This is a genomic window from Kitasatospora sp. NPDC028961 (assembly GCF_055564815.1).
In genome coordinates, this window is the sequence record NZ_JBVHVO010000017.1 from 124,317 (window position 1) to 140,798 (window position 16,482).

The following is a 16,482-nucleotide window of genomic DNA, read 5'->3' on the forward strand; positions in this document are numbered from 1 at the left end:
ACCGACTCGTCGCCCTGGAGCCGCCCAACCACAAGGGCATGCCGATGACCCGGGCGGACACGGAGCGTGCCGACTTCCTCCGGCGCCAGGTGCTGCCCTCGCGCAACCTGCGGACCGGCCGGTTCGTCCACTTCGTGTTCGGCGGCCTCGGCTACCAGATCGAGCATCACCTCTTTCCCGCCATGCCGGTGCCGGCACTGCGTCCGGCCTCGCACTTCGTGCGCGACTACTGCGCGGAGGTCGGCGTCACGTACTGCGAGGAGGGCCTGACCGACTCCTTCCGGTGACGTCCGCCAGACCACCGGCCTGGTCGGATGTATGCGCCACCAGGTCATCCGGCAGAAGGGCCGCCAGCGCGGCCGCCGAGAGGGCCACCCGCGGGTTGTCCGGCGTCTCACCGGCGAGGTCGTCCAGGAGGGCGTACACCTCGCCCGCCTGCTCCTGCATCCCGTGCAGTGCCGCCATGAGCCGGACCCGCTCCGCCTCGGGGGCCACGGTGTCCAGGAGCGCCAGGACCTCCCGATCCTTCGCAGCCATCGGGGAATCCGGCACCTCACCCAGACCCGCCAGCAATGCCGTGAGCTCGGGCGACAGCGGGCCTTCGGCAGGGAGCCGCCCGCGCCGCGCCTCGGCCAGCAGCACGGAGAGCCGTGCCCTCCGCGCCCGGATGGTCGCCTCCTGCCGCCCCAGGTCCTGGTCCAGTTCCTCCAGGACCTCCACCAGCTCGCGGCCCTGGTCGTCCGCGAGAACGTCCCGCACCTCATCAAGGCCGAGCCTGAGGTCCGTCAGCCGGCGGACCCGTGCGAGGAGCACGGCGTCCCGGATGCCGTACACGCGGTAGCCGTCGCTCTGCCGTTCGGGTTCGGGCAGCAGCCCGAGGTGGTGGTAGTGCCGCACGGCCCGCGGGGTGACCCCCACGAGGGCGGCGATCTCGCCGATTCGCATGAGCCCAGTACAGACCCTGACGTCGCGCAGGCCCCCACTGGCGTCAGGATCACCACGGGGTCAGGAATCCCCACTTCGCGGACTGTGGCGACCGCGGCGGGTGGAGAGCGAGACCCGCACCCAGTTGTCGTGGTGCTCGGCGATCTCCGCCGGGACGTCGTTGTGCTCGCGGACCCACTGGCCCATGATCTGGTCAGTTGAGTAGGTCACTCCTTCCGGATCACCGCACCGCTCGAACTCCACCGCACCGCGCTCCAGCAGGCCGCCGCCCTCGCCACCGACACTGCCAGCTCCGCCGAGCGCAGGGCCCACCGGGTCTACGCGACCCGCATCACGGCCGCGACCTGATCAGCAGAGGCTCACCGCTGATCCCCGAGGCCGGTGTCGGGCTGCGACATGTGCGGCGGCTGCGGTAGAGGAGTGGTGATGCCGGGTCAGTGTGGCGCGTTCTGGTCGGCGAAGCCGTGCAGGAGGGCTCCGGTGGTGTCGGGGTCCTCGAACATAGGTGTGTGGCCGACACCGTCGAGGATCTCGATTCGGGCGTGGGGGATTCGGTGGTAGTCCTGGGCGGAGGATGCCTGCCATCGCCGGTCCTGGGAGCCGAAGATCACCAGGGTGGGCAGGTCGAGGCCGGCGAGTCGGTCGGGTATGGGTCGTTCCTTCGTGTACGCGGTGGACGCATCGCGGGTCGCGGTGAGACTGCGGTAGGTCATGCCCCGGATGTCGGTGACTATCTGGTCGGGGATCCGCACCTGACGGGTGAACGCGGTGCTCAGCGCGTCACGGATGGTGCCGTCGGTGCGCAGCCGCCAGAGCAGTTCCCCCACCACCGGCGTGGCCACCAGGCGGCCGGTGAAGCTGTCGCCGATGTACGCGTCCAACCGCGGGCCGGTGTCGATCAGCGCGATCGCCGCCACCAGGTCGTGGCGCTGTTCGGCCAGCGACGTGGCGACGTCGCCGCCGGTGGAATGCCCGACGACGGTCGCGCGGCGCACCCCGAGCCGATCGAGTACGGCCCCGACCCGGCGTGCCTGCTCCGCCATGCCGTAGCCATCGGTCGGTTTGGCGGATCCACCGTGCCCGAGCAGGTCCACCCGCACCACGTGCAGGTCCCGCAATGCCGGCAGCACTGGATCCCACCATGCCGTCGAGCCGCCCAGGCCGTGCAGGAGCACCACCGTGGGCGCGCCGGGTGGCCCATCCTGTACGACGTGGATGTCCCCGCCGGGAAGGCGGACGATCTGCCCGCCGGAGGCTTCGGCTGTCTGTGTGGACACTGCCAACGTGTTCGCCGTGAGGAGGGCGGCCAGCACGCCGACGGCCAGCAGCGTGATCCGCCGCCGTCGACTCCACGCCCGCCGTCCGCGCGGGGTGCGCGGCGCAGCGGCTGCGCGGCTGCGGGTGCGTGGGTCTTGCGGGGCGGTCGTCTCGTCCATGACTCCTCCGTGGCTTGGTCCGTGGCACCACCACCCTGCCGACGGCCGGCGTGACGCGTCTTGGAGAAATGTCCGCGCCTCACGCAGGGTTGATCCCGCTGCGGAGCCGCTCGTACAGTCGAGGCGTGCTACCAGTTCGCCGGAAGGCAGACCCCACTGCGGCCTGGGAGATCGCGCGACCGTCGCGGGCAACCGCGCTGCCCGGTGTCGACATGGCCGGATTCCGCATTCGCGGCGACAGCCCGATCGAACTACGCGCCATCCCCCACCCCGCCGTCACCGTGGCCGTCGAGTTCGGTGACCGCCCGTTCGGCATCAGCGGCGTCGGCGGCGGCGGAATGCGGTCGGCGAGCCTGGCCGCCGGGCTCGCCTTCAGCGCGTTCCAGGTGCGCGCCGAAGGCATTGAGTGCGTGCAGATCCGCCTCTCTCCGCTTGTCGCGCACCTCGTGCTCGGGCTTCCGCTCGCGGAGTTGCGCGGGAGCGTCATCGCGCTCGACGACCTGTGGGGCCGCGACACGCCGCGTCTGCGGGAGCGGCTCCACCATGCGCGAACCTGGCCGGAGCGCTTCGCGCTGATTGACACAGAACTGCTTACCCGGCTCCGTACAGGCAGGCCGGTCGATCCCGAGGTGGCCTGGGCCTGGCGCCAGATCGCCGCCAGCCACGGCCAAGCCCGCGTGAGCGACCTCGCGGCCCGCACCGGGTGGAGCCGCCAGCGCATGTGGTCACGCTTCGGCTCGCAGATCGGCCTGACACCCAAACGCGCCGCCATGCTGGTCCGCTTCGATCACGCCATCCATCGCCTGGTCTGCGGGCACACCCCCGCGCGGGTGGCAACGGACTGCGGCTATGCGGACCAGTCCCACCTCCACCACGACGTCCGCGCGTTCACCGGGACATCCCTCACCGCCGCTGCGAACGAGCCATGGCTGGCCGCCGACGACAGGGCCTGGCCGGCACACGGCGGCGCGGCCTGACCGGCCCGCGGCGATTGATCGGGTGGCTTCTGGCCGGCCAGGGCTCTTGTTGTGCCTCAGAGCTCGCCGAGGGCAACGTCGGGATCCGTCAGGCGGTCGGCGTCCACCACGCGGTTGGAGACGATCAGTTCGCGGATCGGGTCGGTGACGTCCCAGATGTTGACGTTCATCCCCGCGAGCACCCGGCCGTCGGCGAGCCAGAAGGCGATGAACTCGTTGGCCTTCACATCGCCGCGGAAGACCACCCGGTCGTAGCCGCCGGGCTCGACGTAGCCGGTGTACTCCATGCCGAGGTCGTACTGGTCGGTGAAGAAGTACGGCACCCGGTCGTAGGGCGTGTCCTGGCCGAGCATCGCGCGTGCGGCGGTCTGCGGTTGGTTGAGCGCGTTGGCCCAGTGCTCCACCCGGATGTGGCGGCCGTACAGGGGGTGGAATGCGTTGGCGACGTCGCCCGCCGCGTGGATGTCCGGGTCGGAGGTGCGCAGGTACTCGTCGGTCTTCACGCCGTTGTCGAGCGCCAGCCCGGCCGATTCGGCCAGCGCGGTGTCGGGGGCGATGCCGATGCCGACGATCACCGCGTCCGCCGCCACCGTCGTGCCGTCGCCGAGCCGGACGCCGGTGACCGTGCCGCCCTCGCCCGTCAGTTCCTCCACCTGGGCGCCGAACCGCAGGTCCACGCCGTGGTCGCGGTGCAGGTCGGCGAAGACCTGGGCGACCTCGCGGCCGAGCACCCGCAGCAGCGGGAGCTCGGCCGCCTCCAGCACGGTGACCTCGGCACCCGCCGTCCGGGCCGCCGCCGCCGTCTCCAGGCCGATCCAGCCGGCCCCGATCACCACGACCCGGGCACCCGGCACCAGCGCCGCCCTGATCCGGTCGCTGTCCTCCACCCGGCGCAGGTAGTGCACGCCGTCCTGCTCCGCGCCGGGTACCGGCAGCCGGCGCGGCACCGAACCGGTGGTGAGCAGCAGCTTCGCGTACTCGATCCGGCCGTCGTCGGCGAGCGTGATGGTGTGCGCGACCGGGTCGACCGAGGTGACGGCGGTGCCGAGCCGCAGCGTGACGTCGTGGTCGGAGTACCACTGCGGCGGGTGGACGTAGATCTTCTCGCGCGGCGTCTTGCCGAGCAGATAGCCCTTGGAGAGCGGCGGCCGCTCGTACGGGCGCTCGTGCTCGGCGCCGATCAGGACGATGTCGCCCTGGTGGCCGGCCTCGCGCAGGGCCTCGGCCGCCTTCGCGCCGCCCAGGGAGGCGCCGACGATGACGAACGGGCGCCCGCGCCCGTCGGCCGTACCCGCTGTGTCCGTGCTCATGCTGAACTCCTCGCTCTCCGGCCGGAATCACGGACAGCCTGCCGCCGGGCGGCGGGCCTGTCGAGGCCACGCCAGGCGCGCCGCGACAGGCTCCCCCGAACGGGTGAAGCGAGGGTGTTCGGGGTTTGCGGCGGCCGGCAGGCGGACGCCAGGGCGCCCGCGTCACGGCGTGTGCGTCATCGCCTCGCGGACCAGTGCGGTGTCGACGAACTGCTCGAAGCGGACGATCCGGCCGCCGCGCACCGTGAAGTGGTGCGCCACCCGGACGTCGAGCGGTCGGCGGGTGGCCCGGTTGACCGCGGTGTAGCGGGCCAGCACCACGACGTTCTCGCCGGCCACCACGTAGCTGTCGTCGTGGGCCGTCCAGTCCTCCCAGTCGGCGGCCAGCCGCTCCATCACGCCGCCGGTGACGCCCTTCGGCGTCCGGTAGGTGCCGCCCAGCGGGAAGCCGGCCATCTCCGTCCACTCGACGTCCTCGGCCAGGGTGGCCCGCAGCGCGGCCAGATCGCCGCGTGCCGAGGCCAGGTACTGGCGGCGCACCACGTCCGCGGGCGCGTCGGACTCGGCGAACGACATCTCGGACCTCGGGATCTCGATCATCGCGGCTCAGCCCCAGACCATCTCGCCCTTGGCGACCTTCGTACCGAGGTCGACCGCCAGTGCCATGCCCAGCCCCGGGTAGCGGTGCTCCAGCGCCTCCTTGGCGGCGGCCGCGTCGGCGGCCCGGCCGATCTCGGTCTCGAAGGAGCGCAGGTAGTCGCGGGTGTGCGCGATCGCCGTGGTGTCGGTGGGCGCGTCGGCGGTCCGGTGGCCCGCCACCACGAACTCCGGCTCCAGCGCCTCCATGCCGTCCAGCAGGTCGATCCAGGCACCCCGCTGCGCCGGGGTCGGGGTGTCGGCGGTCCAGACGTGCAGGCCCTCGAAGAGCAGGACCCCGCCGAGGAGCGCCCGGTGGTGGTGCTGCCAGAGGTAGTGCCGGTCCGGCAGGTGGAAGTCGGCGCCGCGCAGTTCGAACCGGTGTCCCTCGAAGACGAGTTCGTCACCGTGCAGCGGCTCCGGCCGCACCAGGCGGGTCGGCAGCTCCGGTCCGAGGTGCGCCCAGGCCTCGAGCTTGCCCTCGTAGGACTCCTGGATGTGCTCGACGGTGGACGCCGTGGCCAGGAACCGCGCCTGCGGGAAGGCGTCCTGCACCTCCTGCGCGCCGAAGTAGAAGTCCGGGTCGCCGTGGCTGACGAACACCGTGGTCAGCCGCTTGCCCGAGGCCCGGATCCGGTCGACCAGCCGGCGCCCGTCGGAGCGGGTGAACCCGGCGTCCACCAGCAGGGCGTCGTCGGGCCCGGTCACCAGCACGGAGGTCTTGTTGAGCGAGCTGTCGGGGCTGTCGATGACCTCGAAGTCGAGTGAGCTCATGCGGGTGTCCTTCCTCGGGCCGGGCCGGCCGCCGTGCAGCGCGCGCGTCGCCGCCCAGCATCGGCGACCGGAGCGCGGCCCGCACCTCGGGCGGTCCCGCGCGGGCCGGTGCGGGACCGTCCGAGGTGCGGGAGCCGGACCGCTCACCGGCCCCGCGGGTCGGGGCGGCTCCAGAGGGTGAGGTCGCTGCTGGTGGCCACGGCCAAGGTCCGCCCCGAGGGGGAGAACCCGGCGGCGCGGAAGGTCGACCAGGAGGAGTGGAACACCTGCCACCAGGTCTCGCCGTGGTCGCCGGTGTACGGTCCGCCGCCGGTGCAGAGCAGGACCCGCTCGTTGGGCCATTCCGGGACGAGCACCTCGACGTGCCAGCCGTCGTCGGTACCGGTGTGCAGGCCGCCGCCGTGGAGGCCGGCCACCGGGACGCGGACGTCGGCGACCGGGCCGATGCCGGGGCAGGCGAGGTCCGGACCGTCCGGCTCCTCCTCGGGGTCGTACACCCGGGCGATCTTCTCGCCGGTCGTCGCGTCGAAGAGGCCGTGCCCGGTGGTCGAGACCGCCAGGACGAGGTCGTGGCCGGTGGCCGGGTCGGTGGCGAAGCCGATCCCGAGCAGCCCGCCGACCGCGATCATGCCGGGACCGACGGGCTGCCAGGGCGCCGGCGGCGGCGTGACGGTGGCGGCGAGGAAGCGGTCGCGGAGCTGCTGCTGGAAGACGGTGACGGCCATGGGGGGATCCTCCCACCGCCGGCCGGTCACCCCCGCGGGGCCAGCCTCGTCACCGCCCCGGCCGCGAGCAGGGTGGCCGCCGCCAGCGCGGGCCAGAGCACGCCCGGCCCGGCGGCCAGCAGCGCGGTCAGCACGGCCGGGGCCAGCGCGCGGCCGACGCCCGTCGACAGCTCCCAGCGGGCGAGCGACCGCCCGAGCAGCCGCGGCGGCGCGACGGCGGCGACCAGGGCCGTCCCCGAGCCGCTGTAGAGGATCTCGCCCAGCGTGAACAGCACCGAGACGGCCGCCACGGTGGCCGCACCAGCGGTGCCGCCGATCGCCCACGCCGCCCAGAAGCCCAGGTAGGCGAGCGCCAGGACCGCTCCGGCGGAGGCCAGCACGGCCCGTCGGGAACGGCGGGCGAGCCGGAGCACGATCGCGAGCTGAAGCGTGATCACCAGCACGGTGTTGCCCACGAACACCCCGGAGGACCAGGCCGGGGACGCGTGCAGATGGAGGACCAGCAGCGCGGGCAGGGCGACCTCCAGGACGTCGAAGCAGAACGCGTAGGGGAGGGCGGCGATGCTGAGCAGGCCGATCCGGCGCAGCACCGGAGTGGCGGCGGAGCCGGCCGTCGGGTCGGCGGCCCGGTCGGCGGCCGGGGCCGGGTCCGGGGCCGGTGCGGTGGCCGGGGCGGGGCTCGGGGCAGCCGCGGCGCCGGGGTCGGTGACCCGGAGCGAGTGCACCAGCGCCGCCGCGACCAGGCACGCGGCGGCCGTCGCCCCGGCCAGCAGCCGGATCGCGCCCGACCCGCCGGTCACCGCCAGGGTGGCGAGCAGCGCGCCCGCACCCAGACCCGCGTTGCGCAGCGTCCGCCCGGCGGCCAGCGCGGCGTCCCGGGTGCGCCCCTCGGTGAGGGTGCTGACCAGCGCCGCGTGGGTGGTCGGCCAGTTCTGGCCGCCGATGCCGAGCAGCACGGCGGCCGCCGTGAAACCGCCCAGGCCGTCCGCGCACAGCAGCACCACCGAGCCCACCGCCCTGATCAGCAGGGTCGCCGCCGCCGGGAGGCTGCGCGCGCCGCGGTCGATCCAGCGGCCGGTCAGCGGGAGCACCAGCAGGCCCGCCAGCAGACCGGCGGAGAGCGCGAGGCCGACCGTGCCCGCGCCGAGCCGCAGCACCCCGATGCCGTAGAGGAGCATGAACGGGCGGAGCAGACCGGTGCCGAGCGCGTCCACCAGCAGCGCGGTGGCGTAGCGGAGGCCACCGGCGGCGGTGAGCAGCGCGAGCAGGGCGGCGGGCCCGGGCCGGGCGGCGGTCGGGCTCGGCGGCCGGCCGGCCCGGGCGGAGGCCTCTGCGGAGCGGGACTTCTGCTGGAGCTGGTTCATGGCCGGTACCGTGCGGCCGCGCACCGCCCCGGAGCACGCCGATTGACGACTCCCGTCAATCGACGGCGCTGCCGTCGTGACGGGCTGGCAGGATCACCGGAGTGAGCCTCAGCATCGACATCACCGCGCTGCCCGACGACCGCGTCTTCTTCACCCCCTCGCCGCTGGCCGAGCTGAGCTCGATGCTGCACGTCCTCGCCGAGCCCGCGCACCACCCCGGGCTGCACGGCTGGGCGGCGAGCACGGCCGCCTCGCTCGCCCCGGAGCTGTCCGAACGCCTCTCCGAGGCCGACTTCCTCTGGCGCTCCTCGCGGGCCGACTTCCTCGTCCCCGGCCGGCCGGGGGCCACCCTGGCCGAGGAACTGGACGCCGTCGACCGGATCGACGACGAGCTGTACGTCCGGGCGGCCTCCTTCATGACCTGCGGGACGTCCCGGCTCTCCGAGCGGCGCGACTCGCCGCTCAGCGACCCCGTGGCGCAGGAGCGGGCCCGGGAGCTCGCGATGGCCCGGGGCCCTCGCCAGGCGGCCTTCGCCGACCGACTGTTCGCCGACCCGCCGGCCGTCCGGGCCCTGCTCCGCCGGCTGCTGGAGGACTGCGGGGAGGCGTTCTTCGCGGCCGCCTGGCGCCGGGTGCTGCCGGACCTCGCGGCCGACGCCCGGCACAAGGCGGACCTGCTGGCCCGGCACGGCCTCGGCAGCGCCCTGGCGGCGGTGTCCTCCTCGATCGCCCTGGAGGAGCGGGCGGACGGGCGGCGGCGGATCGTCATCGACAAGCTGCAGGACAGCGCCACCCGGTCCGACGCCGGGGGAGTGACCTTCGTGCCGACCGCCTTCGGGCACCCGCACCTGCTGGTGGTGCACGAGCCCGGGTGGCGGCCGGTGGTGCAGTACCCGATCGCGGAGGGCGGGCTGCCCGAGCCGGTCTCGCTCGCCGTGGTGCAGCAGCGGTTGGAGGCGCTGGCCCACCCGGTCCGGCTCCGGCTCGCCCGCACGATGGCGCGCGGTCCGCACACCACGGGGGAGCTGGCGGCGGCCTGGCAGCTCAGCGCGCCGGAGGTGTCGCGGCACCTGGCGGTGCTGCGCCGGGCCGGGCTGCTCACCACCCGGCGGCGCGGGCGGTACATGCTGTACCAGCTCGACCTGGCGGGCAGCGCCCGGCTGGGCTCGGACCTGCTGGAGGCGGTGCTGCGCTGACGGTGCCGTGCCGGTGCGGTGCCGGTGCGGTACCGGCGCGAGGGAAGGTTCCGGGACCGGACGGGACCGGACGGGACGGGACGGACCGGCGGGTCGTCGGCGGTGGTGTGTCGGGGGCGCGCGGGCCTGGAAGGGGCGTGCGACGTGCGGCGCACCACCGGTCGGGGCCGGCGGGTGGGAACAGGCGGCCGAACGACGGTGTTCGACCGGGCATGATCACTGACGACGCGCCCGCGGCAGTTCCCCAGAGCGACGTCCTGCGCTACGCGGCCTTCTCCACCGACCCCGGCGGTGGGAACCCGGCCGGTGTGGTGCTCGACGCCTCCGGCCTGTCCGCGGAGCGGATGCTCGCCATAGCCGCCGAGCTCGGCTACTCCGAGACGGCCTTCCTGATACCGGACGCGGCCGGCTCCGTCGCGGGCCCGGCCGGGGCCGGTTACACCGTGCGGTACTTCAGCCCGTTGCTGGAGGTGCCGTTCTGCGGCCACGCCACCGTCGCCTCCGCCGTCGCGCTCGCCGAGCGGACGGGCCCGGGCCGGTTCGTCTTCGCCACGCAGGCCGGAGAGGTGCCGATCGAGGTGGACAAGGGCGCGGACGGCGTCCTGCGCGCCACGCTGACCAGCGTCGAGCCGCACGTCGAGGAGGTGAGCGGCGCGGACGTCGAGGAGGCGCTCGCCCTGCTCGGCTGGTCGGCCGCCGAGCTGGACGCGGCGCTGCCGCCCCGGATCGCCTACGCCGGCGCCCGGCACCTGGTGCTGGCCGCCGCCACCCGTGACCGGCTGGCCCGGCTGGACTACGACTTCGACGGCCTCGCCGCCTACATGACGGCCCGCGGGCTCACCACCGTGCAGCTGGTCTGGCGGGAGAGCGAGCACGTCTTCCACGCCCGTGACCCGTTCCCGGTCGGCGGCGTCGTGGAGGACTCGGCGACGGGCGCGGCGGCCGCCGCCTTCGGCGCCTACCTGCGGGAGCGGGGCGCGGTGACCGCACCGGCCACCCTGACGATCCACCAGGGTGAGGACTTCGGCCGCCCGGGCGTGCTGGGAGTCGAGCTGCGCGCGGACGACACCCGCGTCCGGGTCTCGGGCGCGGGGGTGGTGATCCCGTAGCGACCAGGGAGCCCTCGGACCGTCGGGGTCCGGGCGTCGGGGTCCGGTCGGCCTCGTCCGTCCGGACCCCCGGAGGGTGGGCGGCGACGGGGAGCCGGAGGCGCGGCTGGCCCGGCAGCCCCTGGACGCCTCCTCCTCCCAGGGCCACCGGCCGCCCGCGTACGGCCACACCAGCTGGACGACGGGCACCGGCACCCGCCGGTAGAAGCCGACCGTGCTGCCGAGCAGCGGCCGGTGCCGCCCGGGATCGACCGGCCTGACCATCAGCGGGTGGCCGTCGAGGAGGCCGTTCGGTTCGGTAGGGCCGGTCGCGCCGAGCCGTGCGGCGGCTTCCTCGACCCAGCTCTTCGGGTCGTGCACGTGCAGCCCGACCATGGCCACCTCGGGCAGGCGGCGGGAGTGCCGGAGGCCCACGGTGAACGCCCGGTCCGGCACGTCACCGCCGGCCACCCCGGCGATGTGCCGGCCCCTGCTCCGGACGTTCGCCACCTCCCGCGCCCAGTGCGGTCGGCGGTGGCGCTCCGTCACCTCGGTCGTGCAGAGCACGCAGGGGCAGTGGGGGAGCCGGCCCGGTCGGTCGGCCTGGTCGGGGGCGCGGCCGAGGCGGAGGCGGTGGGCGGAGGCGGTGGGCGCGGCGGTGCGCGGAAAACCGATTGCGCACGTCGAAGGGGAGGGGGACCCTGCGCGGATGGAACAGGCGAACGGTCGGACGGTCAGCATCCACGTCACCCACGGCAGTGAATACCTCGGCCCGGTAGGGCCGTTCGAGGTGGACGGGGCGTGGTGGTCGTCGGCCGGCCCGGTCGTCGAGCGGCTGTCCGAGGAGCTGGGGGTGCCCGTACTGGTGCTCCGGCTCGCCGAGGTGGCGGCGGGTGGCGGCGGCAGCGGCGGGCACGTGGTCTACCACGTGGAGGCACTGGAGCGCCCGGCCGCCCTGGTGCCGCGTCAGGCGGGTGCCGAGGCGGCCGCCCTGCTCGGGCCGGCCGAGCGGCGGGCCGGTTGGGCCACCCAGGCCGGGCTGCGGGCCACCCTCGGCTGGGCGGAGCGGACGCTGCACCGGGTGGGCCGTTCGGTGGCCGGCCCGGTGGAGCAGGTCCGGACGTGGAACCTGTCCGGACTCTTCCGCTACCGGACGGCGACCGGCGTCGACGCCTGGCTGAAGGTGACCAACCCGGCGTTCAACGCCGACGAGGGTGCGGTGATCGCGCTGCTCGGCAGCGTCGATCCCACCCTGGTGCCGCGGCTGCTCGGCACCGACCCGCTGCACGGGCGGCTGCTGCTCGACCACGCGCCCGGGGAGGACTGCTGGGGTCCGTCCGGGGAGGAGGTCGCCGCTGTGGTGCCTCGGCTGGTCGCCGCCCAGGCGGCGCTCGCCGCCGACGGCCGGGCCGCCGCGGCCGGCCTGCGGGACCGCACCCCGCGGGCGCTGGTCGCCCAGGTGGGCGCGTTGCTCGACCGTCTGGAACGGGAAGCGGAGGGCGCCGCGGAGCCGGCCGGCCCGGGAGCGTCCGGCGAGTCGCTGACGGCCGAGGAGTTCGCCGCCGCCCGGGCGCTCGCGGACCGGCTGCCCGCGCTGGCCGCGGGGCTGGCCGCCTGCGGGCTGCCCGAGACCCTGGTGCACGGGGACTTCCACCCCGGGAACTGGCGCTCCGACGGCACGCGGGCGGTGGTCGTCGACTACGCGGACTCCTGTTTCGGGCACCCGGCGCTGGACGGGCTGCGCCCCCGGCAGTACGTGTCCGACGAGCGCTGGGCGCAGGTCGCCGCGGTGTGGGCCGGTGCCTGGCGGGAGCACGCCCCCGGGTCGGACCCGGAGCGCGCCCTGGCACTGGTCGAGCCGCTCTACCACCTCGCCTACGCGGTGCGGTAGCAGGAGTTCCTGGACCACATCGAGACCAGTGAGCGGCCGTACCACGAGGGGGATCCGGTGAGCGAGCTCCGCGCCGCGCTGGCCTGTGCGGAAGCCGCCGCCCGGGCCTGAGCGGCCGTCCGGGGGCGGTCGGCGCCGCCGCTCCCCGGGCCGGAGGGCGGCGCCGGCGGTCTCAGCCGGACGGCGCGACCCGGCGGCCGTCCCGTGCCGAGTACAGGGCGAGCGCCTCGACCGGGCAGCAGTCGACGGCCTCGGCGAGTCGCTCCGTCAGCCGCTCGCCGGCCGGTCCGCCGTCGGGCGCGGAGCCCCGCAGGGGGTGGGCCACGCCGTCGGCGCCCAGCGCCAGCGAGCCGGGAGCGGTGTGCGCGCACATGCCCGAGCCGATGCAGCGGTCCCGGTCGACCCGGACCACCACCGGGTCGTCCTCCCCGGGCGGGCCTCCGGCGGCAGCCGCAGCCGCCGCAACCGCGGCCGCGGGAGCGGGAGCGGTCGGGGAGGACGGCTGCCGGGAGCCCGTACGCCGGGTGTCCGACGCGGGCCCGGTCGAGTCCGGTGTCACCAGGCGACCTGGAGCGTGTTCGGACTGCGCGTCAGCAGCCCGCGCCGCCAGTCGATGGAGTCCGTCGGCCCGACGAGCCGCAGCGCGGGCAAGCGGCGGGCCAGCCGGTGCAGGGCCAGCTCCAGTTCCATCCGGGCGAGCCAGGCGCCCAGGCAGTGGTGCGGCCCGGCGCCGAAGGTGTACATCGGCGCGGCCAGCGGCGAGAAGAGCTCGGTCAGCAGGTCGCCGGTGAAGACCTCGGGGTCGTGGTTGGCGGTCGTGGTGTCGGCGGCGACCACGCTGCCGGCCGGGATCAGCACGCCGCCGATCTCCGCCTCCTCGACGGCGCGCCGGAACAGACCGGGGAGTGCGTCGCCGTCCCCGAGCGGGACGCCGCGCAGCAGCTGCTCGGTGGCGGCGGCCGCGCTCTGCTCGTCGGAGGCCAGCCGGTGCCAGGCCTCGCGGCCGTCACTCAGCAGATAGACCAGGGCGTTGCCGAGCATCGTCATGGTCGTCTCGTGCCCGGCCACCACGAGGCCGATCACCAGCGAGACCAGCTGCCGCTCGGTGATGCCCCCGCTCTCCCGGGCCGCTGCGAGCAGGCCGCTGACCAGGTCGTCACCGGGCGCGGCCCGGCGTTCGGCGATCAGGCCGGCCCCGAAACCGGCGAACTCCTCCATGGCCACCCGGACCGACTCGGTCGAGTGCGCGGTGGTGGAGAGCGCGTGGTCGCTCCAGTGGGCGAGGCGCTTGCCGTCCAGGCCGTCGAGGCCCATCAGCCTGCTGATCACGGCCACCGGCAGCGGGCGGGTGTAGGCGGCGATGATGTCGGCGGGGGAGCCCTGGTCGATCAGCTCGTCCAGCAGGGCCTCGACCACCGAGGCGACCCAGGGCCGCCAGCGGGCTATCGCGCGCGGGGTGAACGCCCGCTGCACCGTGCGGCGCAGCCGCTGGTGGTCGACGCCGTCGAGGTTCAGCATGCCCTCCGGGTTGTCCAGGAGGTTCGGGGTGAGCGTGAGCGGGGGTGCCTCGGGCGCGTAGAGCGGGGCGCGGCCCAGGCGCGGATCGGTCAGCACCTGCCGCACGTCGGCGTGCCGGCTGACCAGCCAGACCGGGGTGCCGGTGGGCAGCGCCCCGAGGCGCGGCGGGCCCGGTTCGAGGCGCCGCAGGCAGTGCAGCGGCGGCAGCGCGGGCAGGGCAGGCGGGCCGGCCGGGGCGGCCAGCGCGGACGGGTGGGACGCCGGGGCCGGACGGGGCGGGCCGGGCGCATGGGTCTCGGCGGGGCCGGTCGTGGCACGGGTGGCACTGTTCTCGGCGGACATCCGTACTCCAGACTCCAGGGCGGTGGGCCGCGGGGGCGGCCCGACGGGGGGTGGATCCGGGGAGGTGCGCGGGGGCGGGGCATGCGGTCGAGGTGGGCGGTCTGGGTGGGCGGTCGGGGCGGCGCAGGGGGGCCGGGGGGTGGTGCACGGCGGGGCGGATCGGCGGGAACGGTCGGTCGGGGAGGCCTGGCACGGTGCGGCCGGCCCGGGCGGCGACGCGGGCGGACGGGGCGGGTGAGTCGGACGGGTCGTTACGACCGTACGTGGGCGCCGAGCCACAGTCAGCAACCAATTCAGCCAACGCGGGGTGGTTGAGGGGCCGATGACGGGCGCTCGGTCGCGCCCACGCGCCCCCGCCGCCCGGGGGCGGTGAGCGGGATCACCGGGGCCGTTCGCCGGGCGCGCCCCGCACCGGGCGATACGCTTCGTGGGCAAGTCGTTTGACGCAGGTCACGCCGGTGCAGAGCCGCACCGGCCGACGGAGGTGGAATCGGATGGCCCAGCAGGTGAAGGCAGTCATCGCGCGTGCCAAGGGCGCGCCCGTGGAGGTGACGACGATCGTCGTACCCGACCCCGGGCCGGGCGAGGCGGTGGTGCGGATCCAGGCCTGCGGCGTCTGCCACACGGACCTGCACTACCGGGAGGGCGGCATCAACGACGACTTCCCGTTCCTGCTGGGGCACGAGGCGGCGGGGATCGTGGAATCGGTCGGCGAGGGCGTCACCGAGGTCGTGCCCGGTGACTTCGTCGTCCTCAACTGGCGTGCGGTCTGCGGCCAGTGTCGCGCGTGCGAGCGCGGGCGCCCGCAGTACTGCTTCGACACGCACAACGCCAAGCAGAAGATGACGCTGCTGGACGGCACCGAGCTGTCCCCGGCGCTGGGCATCGGCGCGTTCGCGGAGAAGACCCTGGTCGCGGCCGGCCAGTGCACCAAGGTCGACCCGAGGGCCGAGCCGGCCGTCGCGGGCCTGCTGGGCTGCGGTGTGATGGCGGGCATCGGCGCCGCGATCAACACCGGCAACGTCGGCCGGGGCGACTCGGTCGCGGTGATCGGCTGCGGCGGTGTCGGCGGCGCGGCGGTGCTCGGATCGCGGCTGGCCGGCGCGGGGAAGATCATCGCGGTGGACATCGACGACCGCAAGCTGATCACCGCGGAGAAGCTCGGTGCCACCCACACCATCAACTCCCGCACCGCCGACCCGGTGGAGGCGATCCGCGAGCTGACCGGCGGCCACGGCGCGGACGTCGTGATCGATGCGGTCGGCCGCCCGGAGACGTACAAGCAGGCGTTCTACGCCCGTGACCTGGCCGGCACGGTCGTCCTGGTCGGCGTCCCGACGCCGGAGATGACGCTGGAGCTGCCGCTGCTGGACGTGTTCGGCCGGGGCGGCGCGCTGAAGTCCTCCTGGTACGGCGACTGCCTGCCGTCGCGGGACTTCCCGATGCTGATCGACCTCTACCTCCAGAGCCGGCTGGACCTCGGCGCGTTCGTCAGCGAGACCATCGAACTCGACGGCGTGGAGCAGGCGTTCGCGCGCATGCACGAGGGCGATGTGCTCCGTTCGGTGGTGATCCTGTGAGCGGCGCGCGGATCGACCGGCTGGTCACGGCCGGCACCTTCGACCTCGACGGCGGCAGCTGGGAGGTGGAGAACAACGTCTGGATCGTCGGTGACGACGACGAGGCCGTGGTGATCGACGCGGCGCACGACGCCGAGGCGATCGAGGCGGCCCTCGGCGGGCGCCGCCTGCTGGCGATCGTCTCCACCCACGCGCACAACGACCACATCGACGCGGCCCCGGCGCTCGCCGACCGCACCGGTGCGCCGATCCTGCTGCACCCGGACGACCTGCCGCTCTGGAAGCTCACCCACCCGGACCGCCTGCCGGACGGCGAACTCGCCGACGGACAGCGGATCGTGGTGGCCGGCACCGAGCTGACCGTGCTGCACACCCCCGGCCACGCGCCCGGCGCGGTCTGCCTCCACGCGCCCGGGCTCGGCACGGTCTTCACCGGTGACACCCTCTTCCAGGGCGGCCCGGGCGCCACCGGCCGGTCGTTCTCGCACTTCCCGACGATCATCGACTCGATCCGGGACCGCCTCCTCTCGCTCCCCCCGGAGACGGTGGTCCGCACCGGCCACGGCGACCCGACCACGATCGCCGCCGAGGCGCCCGCACTTCCGGAGTGGATCGCGCGCGGCCACTGACCGCGATGGTCCCCGGCTCCAGCTCCGGCCGCCGGCCCCGGTTCCGGCTCCGGCCGGTGACCGGGGGCGAT

At 74.9% G+C, this 16,482-nt stretch carries 17 protein-coding genes and 2 pseudogenes; 8 read left to right on the forward strand and 11 right to left on the reverse strand.

What is annotated here, in order from left to right:
- Positions 1 to 23: 23 nt before the first annotated feature.
- A pseudogene (locus ACZ4UX_RS25600) lies at positions 24 to 287 on the forward strand (fatty acid desaturase); the annotation flags it as partial.
- Here ACZ4UX_RS25600 and ACZ4UX_RS25605 read toward each other — a convergent pair.
- From ACZ4UX_RS25605 to ACZ4UX_RS25615, 3 genes are all read right to left on the reverse strand, one after another.
- Positions 247 to 945: a MerR family transcriptional regulator gene (locus ACZ4UX_RS25605; protein ID WP_465708379.1), complete on the reverse strand. Its 699-nt coding sequence runs from the start codon at positions 943 to 945 to the stop codon at positions 247 to 249. The pseudogene ACZ4UX_RS25600 and the gene ACZ4UX_RS25605 sit on opposite strands and share 41 nt — an antisense overlap.
- A 60-nt stretch (positions 946 to 1,005) precedes the next feature.
- Positions 1,006 to 1,155 carry a hypothetical protein gene (locus ACZ4UX_RS25610; RefSeq protein ID WP_465708380.1) on the reverse strand — a complete coding sequence of 50 codons (150 nt, stop codon included), beginning with the start codon at positions 1,153 to 1,155 and terminating at the stop codon, positions 1,006 to 1,008.
- Positions 1,156 to 1,379: 224 nt separating this feature from the next.
- The gene (locus ACZ4UX_RS25615; RefSeq protein ID WP_465708381.1) at positions 1,380 to 2,381 is read right to left on the reverse strand and encodes an alpha/beta fold hydrolase; all 1,002 of its coding nucleotides are present in this window, start codon (positions 2,379 to 2,381) and stop codon (positions 1,380 to 1,382) included.
- Between the two features lie 125 nt (positions 2,382 to 2,506).
- Between ACZ4UX_RS25615 and ACZ4UX_RS25620 the strand changes: the two genes are divergently transcribed.
- Positions 2,507 to 3,358: a helix-turn-helix domain-containing protein gene (locus tag ACZ4UX_RS25620; protein ID WP_465708382.1), complete on the forward strand. Its 852-nt coding sequence runs from the start codon at positions 2,507 to 2,509 to the stop codon at positions 3,356 to 3,358.
- Between the two features lie 56 nt (positions 3,359 to 3,414).
- Here ACZ4UX_RS25620 and ACZ4UX_RS25625 read toward each other — a convergent pair whose 3' ends face one another.
- From ACZ4UX_RS25625 to ACZ4UX_RS25645, 5 genes are all read right to left on the reverse strand, one after another.
- On the reverse strand, positions 3,415 to 4,668 hold the full coding sequence (locus ACZ4UX_RS25625) for an NAD(P)/FAD-dependent oxidoreductase (RefSeq protein ID WP_465708383.1): 1,254 nt from the start codon (positions 4,666 to 4,668) through the stop codon (positions 3,415 to 3,417).
- Between the two features lie 162 nt (positions 4,669 to 4,830).
- Positions 4,831 to 5,268 carry a nuclear transport factor 2 family protein gene (locus tag ACZ4UX_RS25630; RefSeq protein ID WP_329491137.1) on the reverse strand — a complete coding sequence of 146 codons (438 nt, stop codon included), beginning with the start codon at positions 5,266 to 5,268 and terminating at the stop codon, positions 4,831 to 4,833.
- A 6-nt stretch (positions 5,269 to 5,274) separates the two neighbouring features.
- Positions 5,275 to 6,078, reverse strand: a complete 804-nt coding sequence (locus tag ACZ4UX_RS25635) for an MBL fold metallo-hydrolase (RefSeq protein ID WP_465708384.1) — start codon at positions 6,076 to 6,078, stop codon at positions 5,275 to 5,277.
- Positions 6,079 to 6,221: 143 nt separating this feature from the next.
- Positions 6,222 to 6,803 (reverse strand): hypothetical protein, encoded by a 582-nt coding sequence (locus tag ACZ4UX_RS25640; RefSeq protein WP_465708385.1) that lies wholly within the window; start codon positions 6,801 to 6,803, stop codon positions 6,222 to 6,224.
- Positions 6,804 to 6,829: 26 nt separating this feature from the next.
- Positions 6,830 to 8,167, reverse strand: a complete 1,338-nt coding sequence (locus ACZ4UX_RS25645) for an MFS transporter (protein WP_465708386.1) — start codon at positions 8,165 to 8,167, stop codon at positions 6,830 to 6,832.
- Between the two features lie 101 nt (positions 8,168 to 8,268).
- Here ACZ4UX_RS25645 and ACZ4UX_RS25650 point away from each other — a divergent pair, with 101 nt between their 5' ends.
- The 3 genes from ACZ4UX_RS25650 (at position 8,269) to ACZ4UX_RS25660 (ending at position 10,677) form a co-directional block, all read left to right on the forward strand.
- Positions 8,269 to 9,363, forward strand: coding sequence for a DUF5937 family protein (locus ACZ4UX_RS25650; protein ID WP_465708387.1), 1,095 nt, complete (start codon positions 8,269 to 8,271; stop codon positions 9,361 to 9,363).
- 212 nt (positions 9,364 to 9,575) lie between these two features.
- Positions 9,576 to 10,472, forward strand: a complete 897-nt coding sequence (locus ACZ4UX_RS25655; RefSeq protein WP_465708388.1) for a PhzF family phenazine biosynthesis protein — start codon at positions 9,576 to 9,578, stop codon at positions 10,470 to 10,472.
- Between the two features lie 76 nt (positions 10,473 to 10,548).
- Positions 10,549 to 10,677: a hypothetical protein gene (locus ACZ4UX_RS25660; protein WP_465708389.1), complete on the forward strand. Its 129-nt coding sequence runs from the start codon at positions 10,549 to 10,551 to the stop codon at positions 10,675 to 10,677.
- On the opposite strand, the pseudogene ACZ4UX_RS25665 reads toward ACZ4UX_RS25660, so the two are convergent.
- Positions 10,659 to 11,192, reverse strand: a pseudogene (locus tag ACZ4UX_RS25665) (DUF4262 domain-containing protein); the annotation flags it as partial. The gene ACZ4UX_RS25660 and the pseudogene ACZ4UX_RS25665 overlap by 19 nt on opposite strands.
- Between ACZ4UX_RS25665 and ACZ4UX_RS25670 the strand changes: the two are divergent.
- Positions 11,161 to 12,342, forward strand: a complete 1,182-nt coding sequence (locus tag ACZ4UX_RS25670; protein ID WP_465708390.1) for a phosphotransferase — start codon at positions 11,161 to 11,163, stop codon at positions 12,340 to 12,342. The pseudogene ACZ4UX_RS25665 and the gene ACZ4UX_RS25670 sit on opposite strands and share 32 nt — an antisense overlap.
- 172 nt (positions 12,343 to 12,514) lie before the next feature.
- On the opposite strand, the gene ACZ4UX_RS25675 is transcribed toward ACZ4UX_RS25670, so the two are convergent.
- Positions 12,515 to 12,757, reverse strand: coding sequence for a ferredoxin (locus ACZ4UX_RS25675; RefSeq protein WP_465708391.1), 243 nt, complete (start codon positions 12,755 to 12,757; stop codon positions 12,515 to 12,517).
- A 140-nt stretch (positions 12,758 to 12,897) separates the two neighbouring features.
- Entirely contained in the window at positions 12,898 to 14,202 is a 1,305-nt protein-coding gene (locus tag ACZ4UX_RS25680) for a cytochrome P450 (protein ID WP_465708392.1), read from the reverse strand.
- 494 nt (positions 14,203 to 14,696) lie between these two features.
- Between ACZ4UX_RS25680 and ACZ4UX_RS25685 the strand changes: the two genes are divergently transcribed.
- Together ACZ4UX_RS25685 and ACZ4UX_RS25690 are read left to right on the forward strand one after the other, a co-directional pair.
- Positions 14,697 to 15,782, forward strand: coding sequence for an S-(hydroxymethyl)mycothiol dehydrogenase (locus ACZ4UX_RS25685; RefSeq protein WP_329491148.1), 1,086 nt, complete (start codon positions 14,697 to 14,699; stop codon positions 15,780 to 15,782).
- Entirely contained in the window at positions 15,779 to 16,411 is a 633-nt protein-coding gene (locus ACZ4UX_RS25690; RefSeq protein ID WP_465708393.1) for an MBL fold metallo-hydrolase, read from the forward strand. The genes ACZ4UX_RS25685 and ACZ4UX_RS25690 overlap by 4 nt, the downstream gene beginning before the upstream one ends.
- Positions 16,412 to 16,482 lie beyond the last annotated feature (71 nt).

What these genes read in the sequence shown, in the direction of transcription:
- ACZ4UX_RS25685 (WP_329491148.1), top strand. Translation starts at nt 14,697, where the DNA reads ATGGCCCAGCAGGTGAAGGCAGTCATCGCGCGTGCCAAGGGCGCGCCC.
- ACZ4UX_RS25635 (WP_465708384.1), bottom strand. Translation starts at nt 6,078, where the DNA reads ATGAGCTCACTCGACTTCGAGGTCATCGACAGCCCCGACAGCTCGCTC.
- ACZ4UX_RS25655 (WP_465708388.1), top strand. Translation starts at nt 9,576, where the DNA reads ATGATCACTGACGACGCGCCCGCGGCAGTTCCCCAGAGCGACGTCCTG.
- ACZ4UX_RS25630 (WP_329491137.1), bottom strand. Translation starts at nt 5,268, where the DNA reads ATGATCGAGATCCCGAGGTCCGAGATGTCGTTCGCCGAGTCCGACGCG.
- ACZ4UX_RS25645 (WP_465708386.1), bottom strand. Translation starts at nt 8,167, where the DNA reads ATGAACCAGCTCCAGCAGAAGTCCCGCTCCGCAGAGGCCTCCGCCCGG.
- ACZ4UX_RS25680 (WP_465708392.1), bottom strand. Translation starts at nt 14,202, where the DNA reads ATGTCCGCCGAGAACAGTGCCACCCGTGCCACGACCGGCCCCGCCGAG.
- ACZ4UX_RS25625 (WP_465708383.1), bottom strand. Translation starts at nt 4,668, where the DNA reads ATGAGCACGGACACAGCGGGTACGGCCGACGGGCGCGGGCGCCCGTTC.
- ACZ4UX_RS25605 (WP_465708379.1), bottom strand. Translation starts at nt 945, where the DNA reads ATGCGAATCGGCGAGATCGCCGCCCTCGTGGGGGTCACCCCGCGGGCC.
- ACZ4UX_RS25640 (WP_465708385.1), bottom strand. Translation starts at nt 6,803, where the DNA reads ATGGCCGTCACCGTCTTCCAGCAGCAGCTCCGCGACCGCTTCCTCGCC.
- ACZ4UX_RS25615 (WP_465708381.1), bottom strand. Translation starts at nt 2,381, where the DNA reads ATGGACGAGACGACCGCCCCGCAAGACCCACGCACCCGCAGCCGCGCA.
- ACZ4UX_RS25670 (WP_465708390.1), top strand. Translation starts at nt 11,161, where the DNA reads ATGGAACAGGCGAACGGTCGGACGGTCAGCATCCACGTCACCCACGGC.